We start from the raw sequence: 20,279 nt of genomic DNA on the forward strand, positions 1-20,279 counted from the left end.
ATGTTTTTTAAACAATTACAGTCAGCATTACTATTTACTATACTGGCTTACTCATCGATTAGTTTTGCCGATGATACTGAATTATATGTTTATGAATCCTCGGCACGGACAGGTGTAAGACCTCAAGTGTTAATTATCTTTGATAATTCAGGCTCTATGAAGACAATTGAAACAGATGCAGAGTCAGGTTATGACTCAAGTGTTACTTACCCAGCCGTCGGTAGTGATAACTCATTACAGGAACGCATGGTGTATTTTACCAAAGGGGGGATCGATAATACTTCATTGCCAGTCCCCGATAGTCCTTCAGAAAGTCGTCGATTTCTAAATGAAATAAATGGCTGTGAGACTTCTTGGGATTATCTTAATAAATATGGTGTCTTTACAGGATTTTTTCGCGAGTATTCTTTTAGCGGACAAAATGGTACTTGGCAAGAAGTTCCAGATAATAATGGGGCAAATATTACTGTCTTAGACTGCTTTGATGATATTGATACTGCTAAATGGCGTAATGCTCCAAATCAGCCTGATGGTTTTCCGGTTGATAGTGCCGGTAATAAGAAGGATCCTGTTAGATATACTGAAGTTAATGGTTCATCTAATCAAGCTACGATCGATGCTGCTTTAGTCAAAGCAAAGCAAACCGGTTTTGGTACTGGTAAGGCTCTGACTTTATATACTGATAATTACCTTCGTTGGTATAATGGCCCCAAAGTCACTGAACCAAAAAGTCGATTAGCAATTGCTAAAGAAGTGATAACCGAAACAATTGTAACCACACCTAGTGTCGACTTTGGCTTGGCTATTTTTAATATTAATGCTTTTAGTGAAGGTGATGCTGATGGCGGCAGAATCGTTTCTGGTATAAAAACAATGTCAGAATCAAACAAGATTAGTTTACTTAACACTATTTCAAACCTAGACCCTCAAACGAATACTCCATTATGTGAAACGCTCTATGAAGCATATAGTTATTTTGGCGGCAACGCGGTAACTTTTGGAAAAAAAGATAAAAAGCCCAGTGGATATTCCTATACTCCAAATCAACCACCAAGAGATATAACTATCGAGAATGGCAATAACTATATTTCGCCCTTCAAAGAGTGCCAAAATAGAGCATATGTTGTCTATATTACCGACGGTGTTCCGACTCTAGATAATAATGCCGATAGTCTGATTAAAAATTTACCAAACGTAAATAAGACCGGTTTTGTAAATGCAAATCCTGACTTTACTAGTTTCCTACCGAATCTTGCCGGTTGGATGAATAACAATGATGTAAATACTAATATCTCTGGAGATCAGAACGTTACTACTTTTACTATTGGTTTTAGTACTGGTGCTGATGACGCTGCAGAGTTGCTAACTAAAACAGCAGATGAAGGAGGGGGGAAGTATTTTGCTGCAAAAAGTTCAACAGAATTAAGCGCTGCATTACAAAAAGTCTTTACTAAAATATTAGAAGTTAATTCCAGTTTTACATCGCCCTCAATTGCGAATAATAATTTTGACAGAACTGAAACATTCGATTCTGTTTATTACGCAATGTTCGTACCTAACAAAGGGCCTCGTTGGCGGGGGAATTTAAAAAAGCTAAGAGTAACGGGCTCGGGAGATATCGTTGATAAAAAGGGTAATCCGGCAATTGATGCTGATGGTAATTTGAGTTCTTCAGCTTGTTCCTATTGGACACCCGATGCGGTTTGTTCTGCTTCTAGCGATAATGGCGATGGTAATGATGTGACTATTGGTGGTGCTACCTATAATATTATACACAACCCAAAAGCCAGAACCCTGTATGGTAACTTTTCGGCTAGTGGTGGTTTAACCAGTTTTACGAAAAATAATGCATCTTCATTTGCTGGGGGGGATTCAGAGTTAGCTGCCTATATGGGAGTTGATGAAGGTAACTTAGATGATTATTTTAAATGGTCACAAGGTTTCGATGTTGATGAGGAGTCTGGAAGCCTGTCTGAAATTCGTCTAGATGTCATGGGTGATCCACTGCACTCTAAACCTTTAGCGCTCAATTTTGGTACCTCATCTACTCCTGATATTAGAATCTTACTTGGCACCAATGCTGGTTTTATGCATATGTTTAAAGATTCAGGTAGTTCAGTTGAAGAGTCCTGGGCGTTTATGCCTTACGAGCTTCTGCCTAACATTCGTCCTTTAAGAGCAAATATTCCATCGGGTGTTCATTCTGTTTATGGGTTAGACAGTTCTCCGGTTTCATATGTCAAACAAGGGACTAATGGTATTGATAAAGCATGGTTATTCTTTGGGATGAGACGAGGAGGAAAATCTTACTACGCTATTGATATTACCAATCCCGATTTGCCTAAATTTATGTGGAAAAAAAGTGTAGATGACGTAGGGTTTGGTGAAATGGGCCAAACTTGGTCAGAACCTGTTGTTACTTACATTCCTAATTGGCCAAGTGGTTCTACTTCCAGGAATAATGCGAAACCGGTTATCATTGTTGGCGCCGGTTATTCCCCTGCAGCCAAAGATGGCGCTGAAGTCGGTACTGATGATACTTCTGGCCGAGGCGTTTTTATCCTTGATGCCGAATCTGGGAATTTAATACATTCGTTCGCCCCTTCAGGTTCATCAAATACCATAATTCCAGGGATTGTAGATAGTATTCCAAATAGTGTCGCGGTACTTGACAGTAATGGGGATGGGCTAACAGATAGGATTTATGCAACCGATACTGGAGCTAATATATGGCGTATCGACTTACCCAGTAATAAAACTTCAGAATGGTCGGCGTTCCAATTTGCAAGCTTAGGTGGCGATTCGAAAAGTGACGATAGACGTTTCTTTGCTGAAGCAACAGTTGCCCAAACATCGTTTACAAATATTTCCGAAGTTTCGGTAACTGGACCATCAGGGACTAGCACTGTGAAGTCTTATCAAAATGTGCCATATGATGCAGTTGCAATTGGCTCTGGTAATAGACCTCATCCGTCTGATAAGAATCGCTCTGATATGTTTTTCATGTTTCAAGACCGAAATATAACTTCAAAATCATATTCATCATCTAGCGGTAATACCATACCGACTACGTTAACTAAAGATGACTTATATGACGTCACTTCGGCTGCTCCAACAACAGAAGCTGACAATTTAAGCTTCGGTTCTAAGAGAGGTTGGTATTACCAATTTGCTGATGCCGGTGAGAAGTCTCTGGCGGCGGCTTCTATTATCCGAGGTCGAGTGTTCTTCACTTCTTATGTCCCTGGGGATATTTCTGCCGTGAACCAATGTTTAGTTCCTGGACAAGGTCGCTTATATGGATTTGACCTTCACAGAGGTACTCGTTCTTATGCTGCTACATACTATGAGCTGGGTGAGCGAGTGCCTGATACACTAACACTTGTTATTCCACCTAATGATAGTACTACTAGCGATGACAATGACGATGACGACGGGGGCTATGATAACGAGAGTCCTATGTACTTGATTGGCTTTGGTAAGGTTGGTAACGGATTAGGCGTTAACAAGAATTATTACTATATAGCCGAGTAAAAGTGAGTATAACTGTAATGATAAATCAGAAAGGATTCACATTAATAGAAGTGATGATCACCGTTGTGATAGTGGGCATATTAGCGGCTATTGCATACCCAAACTATACTCAGTTTGTTGCAAAAGGTGCGCGTGCTGATGGATTAGCTGGCGTTATGCATGTCGCTAACTTGCAAGAACAGTACTATTTAGATCATCGAAGCTTTGCTACTGACATGACAAAACTTGGACTTAAGGAAGACCCTTGGATTGTGGAGAATACCTATTATCAAATTGATACCACATTGAGCGGAGATGATTATACGGTCACTGCAACTGCAGTCGGGGTGCAAGCGACAAGAGATGCTGTTTGTGCAACCATATCGTTAACGTCAGTAGGTTCTAAAAGTCCCACGGAGTGTTGGTAATGAAAAAAATATTTATTTTGAGTATGCTAGGTCTAAGCTTTGTCTATTCAACTGGGCTTATGGCGACAGAAAAATTGATTGACTATAAATGCTACGTAGAATCAACTAACGGTTATGAGATAAATTTTTATAGCTGGAAACCTTCTAAAATACAGTTGATGATTGCAAAATTACCAGCAACAAAGTACAAATTAGGCAAGCTTGATGTATATATAAAAGAGGTTGTTGAGTGCGTTGAGTTAGATGATACATTTCAAAATATTAACGCTTTAGCTAAGGATTTATTGACGGTAAGATAGATGGAGTTTTTATATTAATTGCAATTTACTGTGGACGTTATTGTTGAAATACGTCCAGAGGAATTGATGCTTATCGCTTCAGATGAGCTGTTATCTGCTGACCCAGGGCAATAGCGAAATATTCCGCTACTGCCATTTGACATTAAGCCGTCAGAATTAAAACTTAAACGTGATAAGTCAGATTTAATAATATCATTACTATTAAACGCGTCTACTTTACGTAGAACCACATCAGCAATGCCATTGGTTGTATCCATTGACCCAACAGTACCATTATCAATAAATACACTAAATCCTTTTGTCCAGTCACCCCCACACGACGTTGTTGTCATAGGACAGATAGAAACTCTGCTTCCGTAACTAACGGCTTGACTACGGGCAAATACAAACGAGGATTCAATGGTGCTGATAACACTTCTTGCTCTTATACCTTCATAAAGGCTTGTTAACGATGGCACGCCAATAGCTAACAGTATTGCAGCAACGGTAATGGTCACCATCAATTCTATTAGGGTAAATCCAGAATGTATTTTTTTCATGCGCAATTCCTCTGCTATATAAAACAGAGTATAACCAAGCGCAACATGAATGACAGTGTTTTATTGACTATTTGCAGACATCACTGCTAATCAATTCTTTATCAATAATCTTTATTATTTTATATTTTGTCATTTTACATTTTGTTAAAATTTACATTCTATATTTTTCTTGTTTGACATTCTTACCCTACCAGCTTGATTAACAATTACCGCTTTTGAATAAGGACTGTCAACAGAGCCGGGGCAATAGGTTAATGTTCCATTAGTGCCTGAAGCTAATCCATCGGGTTGAAATCTAATCGCGGGACGGTTGTAGTCAATGTAATCATTTTCATGAAAAGGAGATGTTTGTTGGAGTAAGCGATCACTGGCATCAAGTTGGTTTTTTTGCCCATGGTCAATAAATACACTTAACCCAATACTCCAATCCGATGAACACAAGTTGTCGACTAAAGGGCAAATTGTTACCCTCGAGCCATAACTGATTGCCATATTTCGGCCTAATTGAATGGTCTGTTGGATCACTTTAATATTACTACTTGCCCTGACTTGTTCAATTAATGCAGTAAATGAGGGAATTGCGATGAGTGAAATTAGTGTGGCAATCAGCATAGTTACTATTAACTCAATCAGACTAAAGCCTTTTATGTGATTAAAATGAGGCATACTGGTTCATCCTTAAACGTTGTCGGCTGCGTCCTGCAGTAAAACTTAACCTAGTATAGAAAACGAACAGCAAGTTTGCTGCGAAATATCTTTTCATAAATACGTAAAATAGCCGCGACAATTGGCTGCGCTTTCAAGTAAGATATTTGAATGATATTAGTAAGCATATAAACTGTAATCAGGACAAATGCTTAATCAACAACTTAGCCGATGACAGGAGTATTTAATGAAAAAAGTCGAAGCGATTATTAAGCCATTTAAACTTGATGATGTGCGTGAGTCACTTGCTGAAATTGGCATTACGGGTATGACAGTGTCTGAAGTCAAAGGTTTTGGCCGTCAAAAAGGTCATACCGAGCTTTATCGTGGCGCAGAATACATGGTGGATTTTTTACCAAAAGTAAAAATCGAATTGGTTATTCAAGATGAAATTCTTGAACGTGCAATCGATGTTATTGTTGATATCGCCAGAACGGGAAAGATTGGTGATGGTAAAATATTTGTAACCGACGTTGAGCGAGTCATTCGAATTCGTACCGGTGAAGAAAACGAAGAAGCAGTATAAGGCCCACAGGGCCTTTTTTTTCACTTGTACATTTTGTTTAGTTAACCTCAACTCTGGATAAGAGAAGGGATAAATTGTTAAAAACGGCTTTATTTCAAGTCTACAACATCAAACTCGCCATGTGTTTTGATCGCAAGACGTATTGACGCGTCAATAGCGGGCCCATTTTAAGTCGATGCAACTTTGGCCGCGCAGCAAAGGGCTGTTTGATAACCGTTTATTATCCACAGTTAGGTTACATAGTTGCTGGCATAGGGTATCTCTGAGGTAATGTATGGTTCAACGAATTGTTATTGTGGGTGGTGGGGCTGCAGGGTTAGCATTGGCCTCCAAATTGGGACGGAAGTTTGGTAAAAGTCCGTTAATCGATATTAGTCTGATTGATAAAAATACCATCCATATTTGGAAACCCAAGTTACATGAAGTTGCCGTTGGTGTGATTGATCAATCAATTGAAGGCCTGCAATATCGAGATCACGGATTAAAGAATGGCTATCGATATATCCGTGGCGCAATTGAACAATGCGACCCAAGCACTAAGCAAATTCAACTTGCTCCAGTGTATAACGATGAAGGCGAGATGATCATTGCCGCGCGCAGTATTGAATACGATACTCTTGTGCTTGCATTAGGCGGGGTTTCAAATAGCTTTAATACACCGGGTGCTGAAAAACATTGTATTTTCTTAGACAGTTTAGACAGTGCAAATCTTTTTCACCATAAGCTTATGGATGCACTCTTACAGCTTAATGAAACTCAAGACCAATTAGGGATCGGTATCGTAGGTGCCGGTGCAACAGGCGTCGAGCTGGCCGCTGAACTCCATCATGTTATTGAGTCTGTGAGGGAGTACGGTTATCAAAATATCTCCAAAGATCATTTAGATATAAACCTAATTGAAGCATCCACTAAAATTCTTCCCCAATTACCTGAACAAGTCAGTTCGAGGGCACAAACTGTACTGTCAAAATTAGGGGTAAAGTTGCACTTAGGTGTGCAGGTTAAAGAAGTGACTAAAGAAGGCTTTGTTACTGCGACAGGTGAGACGATTAAAGCCAATATAAAAGTATGGGCAGCAGGTGTTAAAGGTCCAAAGGTCTTTGAAAATTTTACCCAATTACCTATTACGCCACGTAATCAAATCGATGTAGATGAGTGTATGCATGTTAAAGGCCTTAATGATATTTACGCCTTAGGTGACTGTGCTCAATTAATTTTACCATCAGGTAAACCTGCACCACCCAGAGCCCAAGCAGCTGCCCAAATGGCCGATCGCCTATATGACAATATTTGCTTAAAGATGAAGCAGCAACCAGAAAAACCTTTCGTTTATAAAGACTATGGTTCACTGGTATCGCTCAGTCGTTTTTCTGCGGTTGGAAATTTAATGGGTAACCTTCGTTCGGGAGACTTTTTTGTTGAAGGTCACGTTGCACGTTTGATGTATATCTCGCTTTACCAACGTCATTTAGCCAGTTTATATGGCTGGTTCTCCGCTTCTGTATACCGTATTGCGCAAAAGCTACTTCGCTGGCAACGTCCTAAACTGAAATTGCATTAGGTGATTACCCGGCCAATAAATCGATAATCAGCGCCCATTGTATTCTTTTTATTGAATACAAAGCCTTTTTTGGACAAGAATTGGTCACTTGGTGATTATTGACGCAATTTAGCCTAAATATACTTGAATTTAAGATTTAACTTGGTAGTTTCAGTTATTAATTATTTGTTAACCTAAGGTATGACAATGATGTTGTACTTAAATCAGAGAAGATAATCAGTGCTTCAAGGAGCCAAGATGCCCAACGAAATTACATTATTAGAACAAACCAAACATGGTGATTTAAAACTGACTCCAAGTGATTTTTCACACGTGGCAGAACAGCACATTGTGCCTGTAACCTTACATGAAATTAATCGCGCTGCCACTGAATATCCTATCGTATTCGTTAAAAATAGTGACACAAACGAGTTTCAATCAGTTGCTATGCTAGGGTTAAAGCCTGGTCAGAATCTAAGTGTAAAAGACGGCAAATGGCAAGGCTTGTATATTCCTGCGGTTGTACGAGATTATCCTCTTGGCTTAGTCGTTAACCCAGACGTTAAAGATAAAGTGTGGATTGGCATTCGTGAAAATGCTAAAGAAGTGACTAAAGAAGACGGCCAAGCATTATTTGAAGAGGGTAAAGAAACCCCATTTTTAGAAGCGCGTAAGCAAGCATTGATTAGTCACTATGAACAAGATCAAGCTACACGGGGTATTTTGAGCTTTTTAGATGAAAAAGGCTTGTTGATTAATCAGACTCTAACTGTTGATGTCGCCGGTGAAAAACGTAATATTAATGGTTTATATCTTATTGATGAAGCTAAATTAAATGCACTAACCGATGAAGAGTTCATTGAGCTTAAAAAGCGTGGTTTACTCGGTCCTATATACGGTCATTTAGGCTCACTTAACCAAGTTAATCGCTTAGCTCGAATTGAAGCGCTTGGTCGATAGTTTCGTAAGGTTATATTAAAACAGGCACTCAATTGAGTGCCTGTTTTGTTTTAAGAAGCTAAAATGCAATAAATAGAGCGCTTAAATCGAATACATTTCAGATACAAAAAAGCCACTCATTGAGTGGCTTTTTTGTTTTTATGGTGCCGGCACCAAGAGTCGAACTCGGGACCTACTGATTACAAGTCAGTTGCTCTACCAGCTGAGCTATGCCGGCTAAATTGTGGTGCCCGAACCCGGAATCGAACCAGGGACACGAGGATTTTCAATCCTCTGCTCTACCGACTGAGCTATTCGGGCAACTAACTAAGTGTCAGTTAACTACTACAGACTAAGTATTAACTTGGTAATCAATACCTGTCTCGTCTGGAGTGCGCACATAGTATAGTGATGGTTTTTATCGTGCAAGTGGTTTTTCAAATGTTTTCACTCGTTCGGCTAGTTAATGTGCAAACGGGTGGCTTTTTATAAGTAATTGATGGTTTTTAACGCGAAGGGAGGAATTAATATACTAGGGCCTGTTGATCTTTCAATGTTGTTTTTGCAGCGAATTGTTGCTCATTACTTAACATGAGCTACAAGGCAGAGGCTTTGTGGTGTAGTTATTCTACATAAAAAGTCGATAACGCAGTAGAAATGACCAACAAACGCTGCCCGAAGGGGTCGGCTAAAAACGTTTTACTCTTTGTTGAGTGAGTCTTTGATAAGCGAGTGTTGCTTAGATTGCTAGGCAGCAATCCACTCGCCTCAATTAAAACGTTTTCATCTCGAACAAAATTTAACCAGCGAAGATCAACAGGCCCTAGTCATGCAGTATATAGGTGAGCGTAACTGTGTCAGTTTCCTATAAAGAAAGGCAAAACCCAGCTAATAGCAGGCATAATCCATTTACTGATTTTCTTTAAGCCATTTTGAGGTTAACCATAGTCGTTAATAGCATTAAGAGGGGGGAGCGGTATAAGACATCCTAAGTAAGATGCGTTTAAGCGCTGACTTTGCTTGGCTCAATAAGCTAAAAAGACAATTATTATTACCTCATACTTAACGTTGAGTACTCGCTATTAACCTTGTATACCCCATATATAGAGTGTTTAATTCCCGTTGTGGGTTCGTTTTCTATCCTAGTTAACCGTACTCGAGCTGTTAACGGACAAGTGGATGCGTTTTTTCTTACTATAATGGGTATTTACCGCTCTTGTACCGACTAAAACGGTTCATCATCCTCACAGAGAATCTTTATTAACAATTCATTTCTATTTTATCGAATGAATACTCCTATATTTAGCGGTTTTCTTTACTAAAAATGACATTAATATGTTGTGAGTTTATTGAGGAAGGTAACATGTTAAAAAACACTTCAGCTGGCTATGGATTAATAACCATTTTGACCCATTGGTTGTCCGCCATCGCAGTTATTAGCCTTTTTATTGTAGGTTATTGGATGGTTGATCTTACGTACTACAGTAGTTGGTACCAAACTGCGCCACATGTTCATAAAAGTATTGGTCTGCTGTTACTCGGATTAACCTTGTTAAGATTAGTTTGGCGAGCTATGTCACTAACGCCTAGTGCATTACCTAACCATCAGCCATGGGAAAAACGTATGGCAACCTGGGCACATGCTAGTCTTTATACGTTAATGCTGCTGATTATGTTTTCAGGAATTATGATTTCTACAGCAGATGGTAGGGATATTTGGATTTTTGACTGGTTTGCCGTGCCGTTTCCTAATGCTTTTATTGACGAACAAGCTGATACAGCCGGTGTTATACATCAATACCTTGCTTATAGCTTAATTGGCCTAGTTGTGTTGCATAGCGCAGGTGCGATTAAGCATCATATTATAGATAAAGATAATACTCTGAAAAGAATGCTTATTCCCAACCATGTTCGTTAACAGTTGTATTGGTTAACAATCTAATTAATCGTCGGTTCAGCTAACGGTTATGTTCGATGATGATGACTCTATTTATTTACTCTACCTATTTACCATTAACGCTTAATTTAAAGGAATAAAAATCATGAAAAAACACCTTATTGCAGCCATAATCGGTTCAACGCTTATGTTACCCGTTGCAGCTAATGCGGCCGACTATGTTATCGACACCCAAGGTGCACATGCATCGATTCAATTTAGTGTTAACCATTTAGGTTATAGTTTTGTGGTAGGACGTTTTAATGAGTTTTCAGGTGACTTTAGCTTTGATGCTAACAAATTGGCTGATGCCAAACTGAACGTCAAAATTAACACTAACAGTGTTGATTCAAATCACGCCGAACGTGACAAGCATTTGCGCAGTGAAGACTTTTTAAATACCAGTAAATTCCCTCAAGCCACTTTTACGTCGACATCCATAGTGGATAAAGGTAATAACCAGTTTGTGATTAATGGTGATTTTACCTTAAATGGCGTGACCAAACCCCTAACCATAGATGCCGTTGCCATTGGTGAAGGTAAAGATCCATGGGGAGGTTACCGTGCAGGCTTTAGTGGTACAACGACTTTTGCGATGAAAGATTTCGGTGTCAAAATGGATTTAGGTCCTGCTTCTGCTAACGTTGAATTAGCATTAGTAGTGGAAGGCATTAAGCAATAATGAACACTATGAGTTCACTAACTGGCATCAGGCAAAGTAATAAATGAGCGCCCACCGACGTCACTTCGTGTCGAACAACGAGGTTTTTCGATGAAGGTGATATAATAAAGCCGCTTAGTAAAGCGGCTTTATTTTTATGTAAAACAATTGATTATATTGACTGGTTACTCGTCTTCAGCTGGCGGAACATAGCCTTCAATTTCAACGTCTTTACCTTCAAATAAAAAATTAGTCATTTGCTCTTCAAGAAATTTACGGTCATCAACATTCATCATATTGAGTTTTTTCTCATTAATGAGCATGGTTTGCTTCTGTTGCCATAAGCCCCAAGCTTCTTTACTGATATTATCAAAAATGCGCTTACCCAATTCGCCAGGGTATAGCTGAAAATCTAAGCCGTCAGCGGATTTGTTTAAATGTTGACAGTGAACGGTGCGAGCCATGATGATCCCTTACTAACTTTAATTACGATAAAAATTAATGTGTCGCGAAAAGTACGGCTAAATTAGCCAAAATACGTTCTGTGGCAGCTGCCAACCCGACTTTCGCAGGTTGTTCTATGTTATACCAGAGTGCCGAGGTTTGTTCCATGATACCGCTAGCGAGATCTGGAGATAGTTCAACTAATACCGGGTGAATATCCAGATGAAAGTGACTGAATGTATGCCTAAATCCTGCAAGCCCTTGCTCTGACTCTGTCAAATTATGCAGGCTTAAATAATCATTTATTTCTGCTTGGTGCTCAAATTGCGGAAAACACCATAATCCCCCCCATATCCCCGCGGGTGGACGTTGAATAAGCTGAACTTTCACTGAATCTTCGCTGCTATCGACTAAAACCAGCATAAAAGCAGATTTTTCTGGAGTGATTTTTTTAGGTTTTTTACCTGGATATTGACTTTGAAGACCGCTTTGTTGAGCCACACAATCAATTGCCACAGGGCAAGCTGCGCAATTGGGTTTACTGCGGGTGCAAACACTTGAACCAATATCCATCATTGCTTGGTTAAACTTTTCAACATCTTTGACTGGCGTTAATGTGTCGGTTAATTGCCATAATTGCTGCTCAACGTTTTTTTGTCCAGGCCAGCCTTCAATAGCACCATGTCTGGCCAATACCCGTTTTACATTACCATCTAAAATAGGGTGGTGTTGCCCGAGCGATAAGGATAATACCGCGCCAGCAGTCGATTTACCTATTCCAGATAAAGCCACTACATCATCAAACTGAGTAGGGAACTCGCCGTTAAAAGCATCGCGAATATGCTGAGCTGCTTTATGTAAATTACGTGCTCTGGCGTAATAGCCCAAGCCCGTCCACAAATGCAGCACCTCATCTTGATGAGCATTAGCAAGATCTATAATGCTAGGGAAACGCGCAATAAATTTTTGGAAATAGGGAATCACAGTTGCGACTTGAGTTTGCTGGAGCATGATCTCCGACACCCAAACACGATAAGGCGTTTTATTGATCTGCCAAGGCAGTGATTTACGACCATGTAGGTCATACCAAGCGATGATACGCTCAGAAAATGGAGTCAGATTTTTCATGGGCGCAGTGTAGCCATAGGCATTTTATTACACAAGTAGCCAGGCTATTTTAAATCACTCGTTTACACCAAATTAGCGTAAACATGTGCAATCAGTTTAGGTATAATGGCCCACTGACTTTAAAAATGATCTGTTACAGATAACAATTGCGTAATGTGCAGCTAAAAAGTGGCTACCATGGCATTTAGCCACTAACCCATTTAATCACTCGCTATAACAGCACAAGAAGTACGCAGACAATGAGGCAAAGATGAGCGACGTTACCACAGCTGAATTTAACGAAGACGGTAAATACATTCGTAAAATCAGAAGTTTTGTTTTACGTGAAGGCCGTTTAACCAAAGGCCAATCTCAAGCAATTGAAGCACATTGGCCAGCAATGGGACTTGATTACACTCCACAACCGTTGGATTTAAACCAAGTGTTTGGTCGCGATGCTGATACCGTTCTAGAAATAGGTTTTGGTATGGGTGCATCATTAGTGCAAATGGCAAAAGCAGCCCCAGAACAAAATTTTATTGGCATAGAAGTGCATAAGCCAGGCATTGGTACGTGTCTTTCTGAGGCCGGTGCTGCTGAAGTTACTAACTTACGTGTATATCATCATGATGCAATGGAAGTGCTAGAGCACAGCATTCTTGATGGTTCACTTGCGCGGGTACAATTGTTTTTCCCCGATCCATGGCATAAAAAACGTCATAACAAGCGCCGGATTGTACAAGCTGAGTTTGTACAGCTAGTCCGTCGTAAGCTTAAAATTGGTGGTGTGTTTCACATGGCCACTGATTGGGAAAATTACAGCGAGCATATGTTAGACATAATGAATGCCGCTGAAGGTTATAATAATCAATCAACAACTGGTACAGTTGTCGAACGTCCAGACCACCGTCCGCTTACAAAGTTTGAAGCAAGAGGCCACAGACTTGGTCACGGCGTATGGGATATCATGTTTGAGCGTATCGCTTAATCACTACTACACTTTTTAGCAATCGGAGAATACACCATGGCGCAAAATCGCAGTCGACGTTTACGTAAAAAATTACGAGTTGATGAATTTCAAGAATTAGGTTTCGAAATGAACTGGACATTTAATGAGTCAGTTTCTGAACAAGATATCGATAGTTTGGTTGATCAGTTTATTGCTCAAGTGATTGAACCACGTCAATTAGGTTTCCACGGTGGTGGACACAAGCAATGGGAAGGCATTATGGCTACCCAAACTATCGGTAAATGTACTGATGAAGATATTGCAGCAGTCAATGCATTCTGGAAAGACAAGCCAGTTTCTAACCTTGAAGTCAGTGATTTATATGATATTTGGTGGGGTTAAGCTAAATTGCCAGAGCAATTATTACTTCAAGACGCTGTCGATAAAGTAAGATCGCTATTGGGTAAAGGTAAGGTGGCAGGATATATTCCTGCTCTTGCCTGCGTTGACCCCAACAAAATAGGTATTGCAGTTACCACCATTGACGGTCAAACAATTGGTGCGGGTGATTATCTTGAACCTTTTTCCATTCAAAGTATTTCTAAAGTCTTTAGCCTGACTCAGGCACTTAATTTATATACAGAAGAAGAAATCTGGAGTCGAGTGGGTAAAGAACCTTCTGGGCATTCATTTAACTCGCTTGTACAGGTTGAACTAGAGCGTGGCAAACCGCGAAATCCATTTATTAATGCAGGCGCGTTAGTCATTGCGGACTTGTTGCAAGCACGCTTGGGTGCACCTAAACATCATATGCTTGAGGTGGTGCGTCAGTTGAGCCAAAATACCACATTAGCCTTCGACAAAGTGGTAGCAGATTCTGAGTATCAATTTAGTGCACGTAATGCTTCTATTGCCTATTTAATGAAGTCATTTGGTAATTTCAATGGCGACGTGAATACCGTACTTAAAAGCTATTTTCATTATTGTGCGTTAAGGATGAATTGTGCTGATTTGTCCCGGGCGATGTTCTATTTGGCCAATCGTGGTAAGACACTCGATGGCGATAGCTTAGTCTCACCAGTGCAAACTCGGCAGCTTAATGCATTACTCGCAACGTCTGGATTATACGATGGCGCAGGCGAGTTTGCTTACCGAGTGGGTATGCCGGGTAAAAGTGGCGTAGGCGGCGGTATTATTGCGATTATTCCTGGTGACATGTCTATCTGTGTGTGGTCGCCTGAACTCGACAATAATGGCAATTCATTGGCGGGTACAGCCTTACTTGAGCATTTAAGCCAGCAGTTAGGTCGTTCAATTTTTTAATTCCACATCACTATTTTTAATTTCACATCACTATTCGTAAAATAGACTACTTTTTGGTTTATTTTACGAAGAGGGTGATGTTTTTTGTTCATTTAGTAGATGTTAAATTTGAAAGTTTATAAAAATAACATATAAATCAAGCAACTATACTTGTTGGCATGACTAGTGCTTTATTGTGCTATAACTAATTATATTGAATAGATTTTATCGATATTCGTTTAACAAAAGGATTTTTATCATGACCAAACAGAAGTTAATTTGTGGTTTAGCGTTAACCAGCATGTTATTCACTGCAGGGGCATTGACTCCAGCCATGGCAAAAATGTCAATTAATGATGAAAAGTGTAACGTGACATTAAACTATGACGTGACCGTTGAACCGAAAAGTTTACAGATCAGTGATAATGGCAGCGAGAAATATCGCGTTCAACTGGGTCAATTGTATGTCGACGGTAAAGAAGTCGCATTAAATGACAAGCAACGGCTGTTATTAACTCAATATTCTGATGAGCTATCTCGCCAAGTTCCTGAAGTGATTGATTTAGTCACCGACGTTGTGTCGATGGCATCTCAGGCTGTCAATATGGCGCTAACACCAATATTTGGCGATGCCACAGGCGTTCAGATTGATAAGATGATGACAGGTATTCAACAACGCATTGATACTATGGCTTATCAACAAGGTGATAAATTTTATTTAGGCTCAACTGAATCTTCAATGGAACATGCCTTTAATGAAGAGTTTGAGCAAGAAATAGAGCAAATGGTAACGAACTCAATGGGCTCATTAATGATGACATTAGGTAGCCAGATCATGTCTTCTGAAGGTGGTTCGTTTGAAGAGAAAATGAATACTTTTTCACAAAAAATGGACAACGTCGGTAAAGACATCGAGCAACAACTTGAGTCGCAATCTCAAGGTCTGGAGCAACGCGCGACTGAGGTTTGTGATAATTTTGAAGGATTATTAGTGTTAGAAAGTCGAGTGCGTAAAGCCATCCCAGAACTTGCACCTTACACCTTAGCTACGCTAGGCGATATAAAAGAGTAACCTTGTTCAAGCTGTCTTCCCGGACACCTGACCTTCCCCTGTGCTTTTTTAAAGACACAGGGGCTTTTTTTTTCCGCCTATTTTAGCTATTTTGCCGCTATAGCTAGTGTTGCTTTGTTCTGATAAAAAAATTGTCAATTATAAATATACAGCTCGACAGGCTTTTTTTGTTATACTAATAAAAACTATAACAAAATTGCACTCTATTTTTGGATGTGGTTATATTTCGGAGTAGTCATTTGTTTGTGTTGATTTACAGTATTGGTTTGTTTCGATGCTCATTGAGCATCAACACTCTTAATAACTGAATGTTGATATTGTGCTTAGCAAGGTTTAGTTACCAGCAATGGCAAACAGACATCTGAAATTTTTATTAATGTCGTAACCAGCTTAAGGCGACTTTCATGTTAGAACTGTTAGAACCTATCGCAATTTTTACTCATGTTGCACGTGCAGGAAGTTTTAGTGCTGCAGCCAGACGTCTTGGCATTTCTAAATCTAAAGTGAGCACTCAAGTTGCAGATCTTGAACATAAACTTGGCGTTCAACTTATTCAGCGTACAACACGCAGTTTAAGTCTTACCGAAGCCGGCAATCTATTGTATCTTCAAGGCGAAGAACTACTTCGAGATGCAGAACAGGCAGTATCAAGTGTTCACAACTTAAATGATGCCACTCGTGGTGTATTGAAAGTCGGGATTTCGCAATCATTTGGTACTATGCATATTATTCCTGCTTTACCAGAATTTATGGCGAGACACCCAGATCTTGAACTACAAATCAGCTTGCTTGACCACAAAGTTGACGTTGTCAGCGAAGGTTTAGATCTGTTGTTAACCATGTCTGAGCAATTACCGCTGGGTATGGTGGCAAGGCCGTTGATGAAATGTCAGTTTTTGTTAGTCGCATCACCAGGTTATGTTGCCCAGCACGGAAACATTAGCCGGCCTGAACAATTGGTTGAACACAATTGCTTGGTGTATCAAGGCGAGTGGCATGAGCACAGTATGTGGCAATTTAAAAAGGGCGATGATTATTGCGAAATTGGCGTATCAGGCAATTTCCGTGTTGATAATGCGCCGGCATTAAAATCGGCGGCAGTGAGTGGTTTAGGTATTGTTTACTTAGCCAGTTATTTGCTGGAAGATGAAATTGCTGAAGGGACATTGGTTCCTTTGTTACCTGATTGGCAGTTGACCCATAATCTTCCATTACAAGCGGTGTATCCGCGTCGTAAACACCTGGCTCCAAAGGTGAGTGCGTTTATTGATTTTATTAAAACGCACATTAGTAGCCCACCTTATTGGGACGCTAAGTTTGAAAATTTGTACAAACAGCGTAAATAGCCTCAACTCTGGATAATAAACGGTTATCAAACAGCCCTGTGTTGTGCTAGCTGCATTGTATCGACTTTACATAGGCTGGAATGGCACATAGTTATTGAGGCAGCGCTTAACGCGGCTCTTAACATAGCGATTAATACGTCAATCCGCCTTGTTAGCAAAACACATGGCAAGTTTTATACTACGGACTTAAAAGACATCCGTTTCTAACCATTTACTCCCATCTCTTATCAAGAGTTGATGTTAACTAACCTCAACTCTGGATAATAAACGGTTATCAAACAGCCCAGTGTTGCGCTACCCGCCTTGTATCGACTTACAATAGGCCAGCTATTAATATAGTTATTGAGGCAGCGCTTAATGCGGCTCTTAACATAGCGATTAATACGTCAATCCGCCTTGTTAGCAAAACACATGGCAAGTTTGATACTGCAAACTTAAAATACATCCGTTGTTAACCATATATTCCCACTCCTGTTTAGAGTCGATGCTAGGTAAAAGCGGAAACACTGTTTCCTTTTTAAAACAAAGCCAAAAATTATCTTGCAGTTTAATATTAAAGTTATATTTATCAGTTTATTAAGCTTTTAATTTATTAGTTATTCATTAGGTAGCTAATCAAGGGGGCTGCTAAATACCAGAGTTAAGTTGTTGAAGTCTGTTCTGATATCAATACAATAGTTATTAGTTGATTCGAAATGATTTGAAGCATGCGTTTTCTGAGAAATGACCCCTTTTCAGTTAAGCGTACAAATCGGCAAGGTAGCAAATTTTGAATCAGTACTGGCAGTGGTTTTGAACTAATATAATGCCAGTCTTGAAACCATCATCCTAGTTTATTTGGTTACCCCAGACGTTGAGCTGGGGTTATTTTTTTGTGGCATTATGAAAGTAAAACCATAACCATAATCCAAGCTTGGTGCTTTACTTTATCCAGTACCAATAACCAACGCTAAATTACTGCGACTGAACCTGTTTAATCCACTTATTTACCTGCTCTGCAAGAATGTCTAATGGCAATGGCCCATTTTTCAAGATGGAGGTGTGAAATTCACGAAGATCAAACTTGGCGCCTAATTCTTTTTTGGCATGTTCACGTAGCTGAAGTATGTTAATCATTCCCACTTTATACGCGGTTGCTTGTGATGGCATAACAATATGGCGCTCGACCATTTTAATGGCATCAGATTGCGCATTTGGTGTGTTATCGACGTAATAGGCAATAGCTTGCTCACGAGTCCACTTTTTAGCGTGTATTCCGGTGTCAACGACTAAACGACATGCGCGCCACAGTTCCATTGATAGACGGCCAAAGTCTGAATAAGGATCTGCATATAAGCCCATTTCTTTAGGAAAATATTCAGAGTAAAGTCCCCAGCCTTCAGTATAAGCAGTGTAACTGCCAAATTTACGGAATTTTGGAATGCCTTGCAGTTCTTGTGCAATAGCAATTTGCATGTGATGACCAGGGATCCCTTCATGGTAGGCCAGAGCCTCCATTTGATATTTTGGCATCGCTTCCATTTTATATAAATTAGCGTAATAGGTGCCTGGACGAGATCCGTCTGGTGCTGGTTGATCGTAAAATGCTTTACCTGCCGACTTCTCTCTAAAAGCCTCCACCTTTCGTACCACTAAAGCGGCTTTAGGCTTAATGGTAAATACTTCATCTAAACGAGACTCCATAGTATCGATCAGAGACTTGGCTTGGGTGAGATATGCTGTTTTACCTTCATTAGTGTCAGGGTAATAAAACTGTTGGTCATCGCGCATGAAAACAAAAAACGCTGCTAAGTTGCCGTCAAAATGCACCTTTTTCATAATGACACGCATTTCATCATGAATACGCTTAACCTCGTTTAAGCCGAGCTCATGTATGGTGTCTGCTGTCATGTCAGTGGTGGTGGTGCGGGCGAGGGCATTATTGTAAAACGCTTCCCCGTCAGGCAGTTTCCAAACACCATCTTGAGTATCAGCAAGTGCTTCAAGTGACTTTGTATAGTTGATTAATTGCTCATAAGCAGGCTTTACCTTAGTAAGCAGAGCCTGTTTTACTTCGGCTAATAAGGCTTGTTTGTTGCCATCGGTTATATCGAGTTTATTTATCTTACGGTTCGCGTCAGCCCATAACGCGCTGTCTTTTCCCGTATTGGCAAATGGGGCACCAGTAATAATATTTTTGCTATCAGAAATCACATATGAGAATACAAATTTCGGCGCGATAATATACTTTTCGGCACGAATTTCTAATGAGGTTTGTAATTGTGATAACAGTGTCGGTATGGCGTTTAAACGACTGATATACGCTTTTGCATCACTCTCATCTGTTATTTGATGTTGATTAATAAGCAACGAGGCCACCATTGAGTGAACACCGTTCATTTGGTTAATCGGATAGGTGTGATAACGCCATTTATCATCGCTAATACTGTGTTCTAAACTGGCTTTTAATAGTTCAAAACTGAGTGAGGCCTGTTCATCGAGCTTAGTCGCATCAAGGCGGGTTAATCTTGCCAGTTGCTGTTTACTGCGGGCTAAATTTGCATCGGCAGCGGCTTCTGATAAGTCATTCCACTTGCCATAATCTTGTTTGATCCCAAGGTAAGTTTGGTTAACTGGACTTGCCATAACATTTTCCATAAAAATGGCTTCAAACAATGCATTGGCTTTTGCTGATTCGGTTTGCTGGCTTGTTGTTACTGTACTTTCTTGAGAGCTTAATTGCGGCATGTTATGCAGTTGTGCAATAGCTGATGTAGCGAATAAACTTGATAACGCAACAGCAATCAGAGTTGTTTTTGTTTTAATAGTCATTGATATCATCCCAAAGTTATAAGGGCACATCCTAATCAAGCTTTAGCTAAAGGTGTAAATATAAATGTTAGAAAATGTGTATGTAAGGTAGAGGTAATGGCGCGGTTATGTCGCTATTTGGGGTTTGCGACTCGCAGCATCTGGGTATAACAGTAAGCTGCG

At 39.9% G+C, this 20,279-nt stretch carries 18 protein-coding genes and 2 tRNA genes; 13 read left to right on the top strand and 7 right to left on the bottom strand.

Features of this window, described 5'->3' with window-relative positions; translation table 11 throughout:
- Genes CXF80_RS19715 through CXF80_RS19725 form a run of 3 tightly spaced genes read left to right on the top strand, consistent with a single transcriptional unit; the run spans position 1 to position 4,240 of the window.
- Positions 1-3,534 carry a pilus assembly protein gene (locus CXF80_RS19715; RefSeq protein WP_101034576.1) on the top strand — a complete coding sequence of 1,178 codons (3,534 nt, stop codon included), beginning with the start codon at positions 1-3 and terminating at the stop codon, positions 3,532-3,534.
- Positions 3,535-3,551: 17 nt separating this feature from the next.
- Positions 3,552-3,941: a type IV pilin protein gene (locus CXF80_RS19720; protein ID WP_101034577.1), complete on the top strand. Its 390-nt coding sequence runs from the start codon at positions 3,552-3,554 to the stop codon at positions 3,939-3,941.
- Entirely contained in the window at positions 3,941-4,240 is a 300-nt protein-coding gene (locus tag CXF80_RS19725) for a TapY2 family type IVa secretion system protein (RefSeq protein WP_232772185.1), read from the top strand. Before CXF80_RS19720 ends, CXF80_RS19725 begins: the two co-directional genes overlap by 1 nt.
- 14 nt (positions 4,241-4,254) lie before the next feature.
- On the opposite strand, the gene CXF80_RS19730 is transcribed toward CXF80_RS19725, so the two are convergent.
- Both CXF80_RS19730 and CXF80_RS19735 read right to left on the bottom strand, forming a co-directional pair.
- On the bottom strand, positions 4,255-4,779 hold the full coding sequence (locus CXF80_RS19730) for a GspH/FimT family pseudopilin (protein ID WP_101034578.1): 525 nt from the start codon (positions 4,777-4,779) through the stop codon (positions 4,255-4,257).
- Between the two features lie 144 nt (positions 4,780-4,923).
- Positions 4,924-5,445 carry a GspH/FimT family pseudopilin gene (locus tag CXF80_RS19735; RefSeq protein WP_101034579.1) on the bottom strand — a complete coding sequence of 174 codons (522 nt, stop codon included), beginning with the start codon at positions 5,443-5,445 and terminating at the stop codon, positions 4,924-4,926.
- Between the two features lie 226 nt (positions 5,446-5,671).
- Between CXF80_RS19735 and CXF80_RS19740 the strand changes: the two genes are divergently transcribed.
- The 3 genes from CXF80_RS19740 (at position 5,672) to CXF80_RS19750 (ending at position 8,510) form a co-directional block, all read left to right on the top strand.
- Positions 5,672-6,010: a P-II family nitrogen regulator gene (locus CXF80_RS19740; protein WP_101034580.1), complete on the top strand. Its 339-nt coding sequence runs from the start codon at positions 5,672-5,674 to the stop codon at positions 6,008-6,010.
- 274 nt (positions 6,011-6,284) lie between these two features.
- Complete coding sequence (locus tag CXF80_RS19745) at positions 6,285-7,571, top strand: NAD(P)/FAD-dependent oxidoreductase (RefSeq protein ID WP_101034581.1); 1,287 nt, start codon at positions 6,285-6,287, stop codon at positions 7,569-7,571.
- Between the two features lie 237 nt (positions 7,572-7,808).
- Positions 7,809-8,510, top strand: a complete 702-nt coding sequence (locus CXF80_RS19750; protein ID WP_101034582.1) for a SapC family protein — start codon at positions 7,809-7,811, stop codon at positions 8,508-8,510.
- A gap of 141 nt (positions 8,511-8,651) precedes the next feature.
- Here the strand turns inward: CXF80_RS19750 and CXF80_RS19755 are convergent.
- Together CXF80_RS19755 and CXF80_RS19760 are read right to left on the bottom strand one after the other, a co-directional pair.
- Positions 8,652-8,727 (bottom strand) — tRNA-Thr (locus CXF80_RS19755).
- A 7-nt stretch (positions 8,728-8,734) separates the two neighbouring features.
- Positions 8,735-8,810: transfer RNA gene (locus CXF80_RS19760), tRNA-Phe, on the bottom strand.
- Positions 8,811-9,852: 1,042 nt separating this feature from the next.
- On the opposite strand from CXF80_RS19760, the gene CXF80_RS19770 reads away from it, so the two are divergent.
- Complete coding sequence (locus CXF80_RS19770) at positions 9,853-10,407, top strand: cytochrome b (protein ID WP_101034583.1); 555 nt, start codon at positions 9,853-9,855, stop codon at positions 10,405-10,407.
- Between the two features lie 124 nt (positions 10,408-10,531).
- Positions 10,532-11,107: a YceI family protein gene (locus CXF80_RS19775; protein ID WP_101034584.1), complete on the top strand. Its 576-nt coding sequence runs from the start codon at positions 10,532-10,534 to the stop codon at positions 11,105-11,107.
- Between the two features lie 164 nt (positions 11,108-11,271).
- On the opposite strand, the gene CXF80_RS19780 is transcribed toward CXF80_RS19775, so the two are convergent.
- Positions 11,272-11,550 (bottom strand): oxidative damage protection protein, encoded by a 279-nt coding sequence (locus CXF80_RS19780; protein ID WP_101034585.1) that lies wholly within the window; start codon positions 11,548-11,550, stop codon positions 11,272-11,274.
- Positions 11,551-11,584: 34 nt separating this feature from the next.
- The gene (gene mutY / locus CXF80_RS19785) at positions 11,585-12,658 is read right to left on the bottom strand and encodes an A/G-specific adenine glycosylase (protein WP_101034586.1); all 1,074 of its coding nucleotides are present in this window, start codon (positions 12,656-12,658) and stop codon (positions 11,585-11,587) included.
- Between the two features lie 250 nt (positions 12,659-12,908).
- Here mutY and trmB point away from each other — a divergent pair, with 250 nt between their 5' ends.
- From trmB to CXF80_RS19810, 5 genes are all read left to right on the top strand, one after another.
- The gene (gene trmB / locus CXF80_RS19790) at positions 12,909-13,625 is read left to right on the top strand and encodes a tRNA (guanosine(46)-N7)-methyltransferase TrmB (RefSeq protein WP_101034587.1); all 717 of its coding nucleotides are present in this window, start codon (positions 12,909-12,911) and stop codon (positions 13,623-13,625) included.
- Between the two features lie 36 nt (positions 13,626-13,661).
- A complete protein-coding gene (locus CXF80_RS19795) occupies positions 13,662-13,988 on the top strand; it encodes a YggL family protein (protein ID WP_101034588.1) in 327 nt (108 codons plus the stop codon).
- A 6-nt stretch (positions 13,989-13,994) separates the two neighbouring features.
- On the top strand, positions 13,995-14,909 hold the full coding sequence (glsB, locus tag CXF80_RS19800) for a glutaminase B (RefSeq protein WP_101034589.1): 915 nt from the start codon (positions 13,995-13,997) through the stop codon (positions 14,907-14,909).
- Between the two features lie 238 nt (positions 14,910-15,147).
- Positions 15,148-15,960 (top strand): YggN family protein, encoded by an 813-nt coding sequence (locus CXF80_RS19805; RefSeq protein ID WP_101034590.1) that lies wholly within the window; start codon positions 15,148-15,150, stop codon positions 15,958-15,960.
- 404 nt (positions 15,961-16,364) lie between these two features.
- Complete coding sequence (locus tag CXF80_RS19810) at positions 16,365-17,306, top strand: LysR family transcriptional regulator (RefSeq protein WP_101034591.1); 942 nt, start codon at positions 16,365-16,367, stop codon at positions 17,304-17,306.
- Between the two features lie 954 nt (positions 17,307-18,260).
- On the opposite strand, the gene CXF80_RS19815 is transcribed toward CXF80_RS19810, so the two are convergent.
- On the bottom strand, positions 18,261-20,117 hold the full coding sequence (locus tag CXF80_RS19815) for a DUF885 domain-containing protein (protein WP_101034592.1): 1,857 nt from the start codon (positions 20,115-20,117) through the stop codon (positions 18,261-18,263).
- Positions 20,118-20,279 lie beyond the last annotated feature (162 nt).

This window comes from Shewanella sp. Actino-trap-3, assembly GCF_002836275.1.
In the GTDB taxonomy this organism is placed as follows: Bacteria; Pseudomonadota; Gammaproteobacteria; order Enterobacterales; family Shewanellaceae; genus Shewanella; species Shewanella psychromarinicola.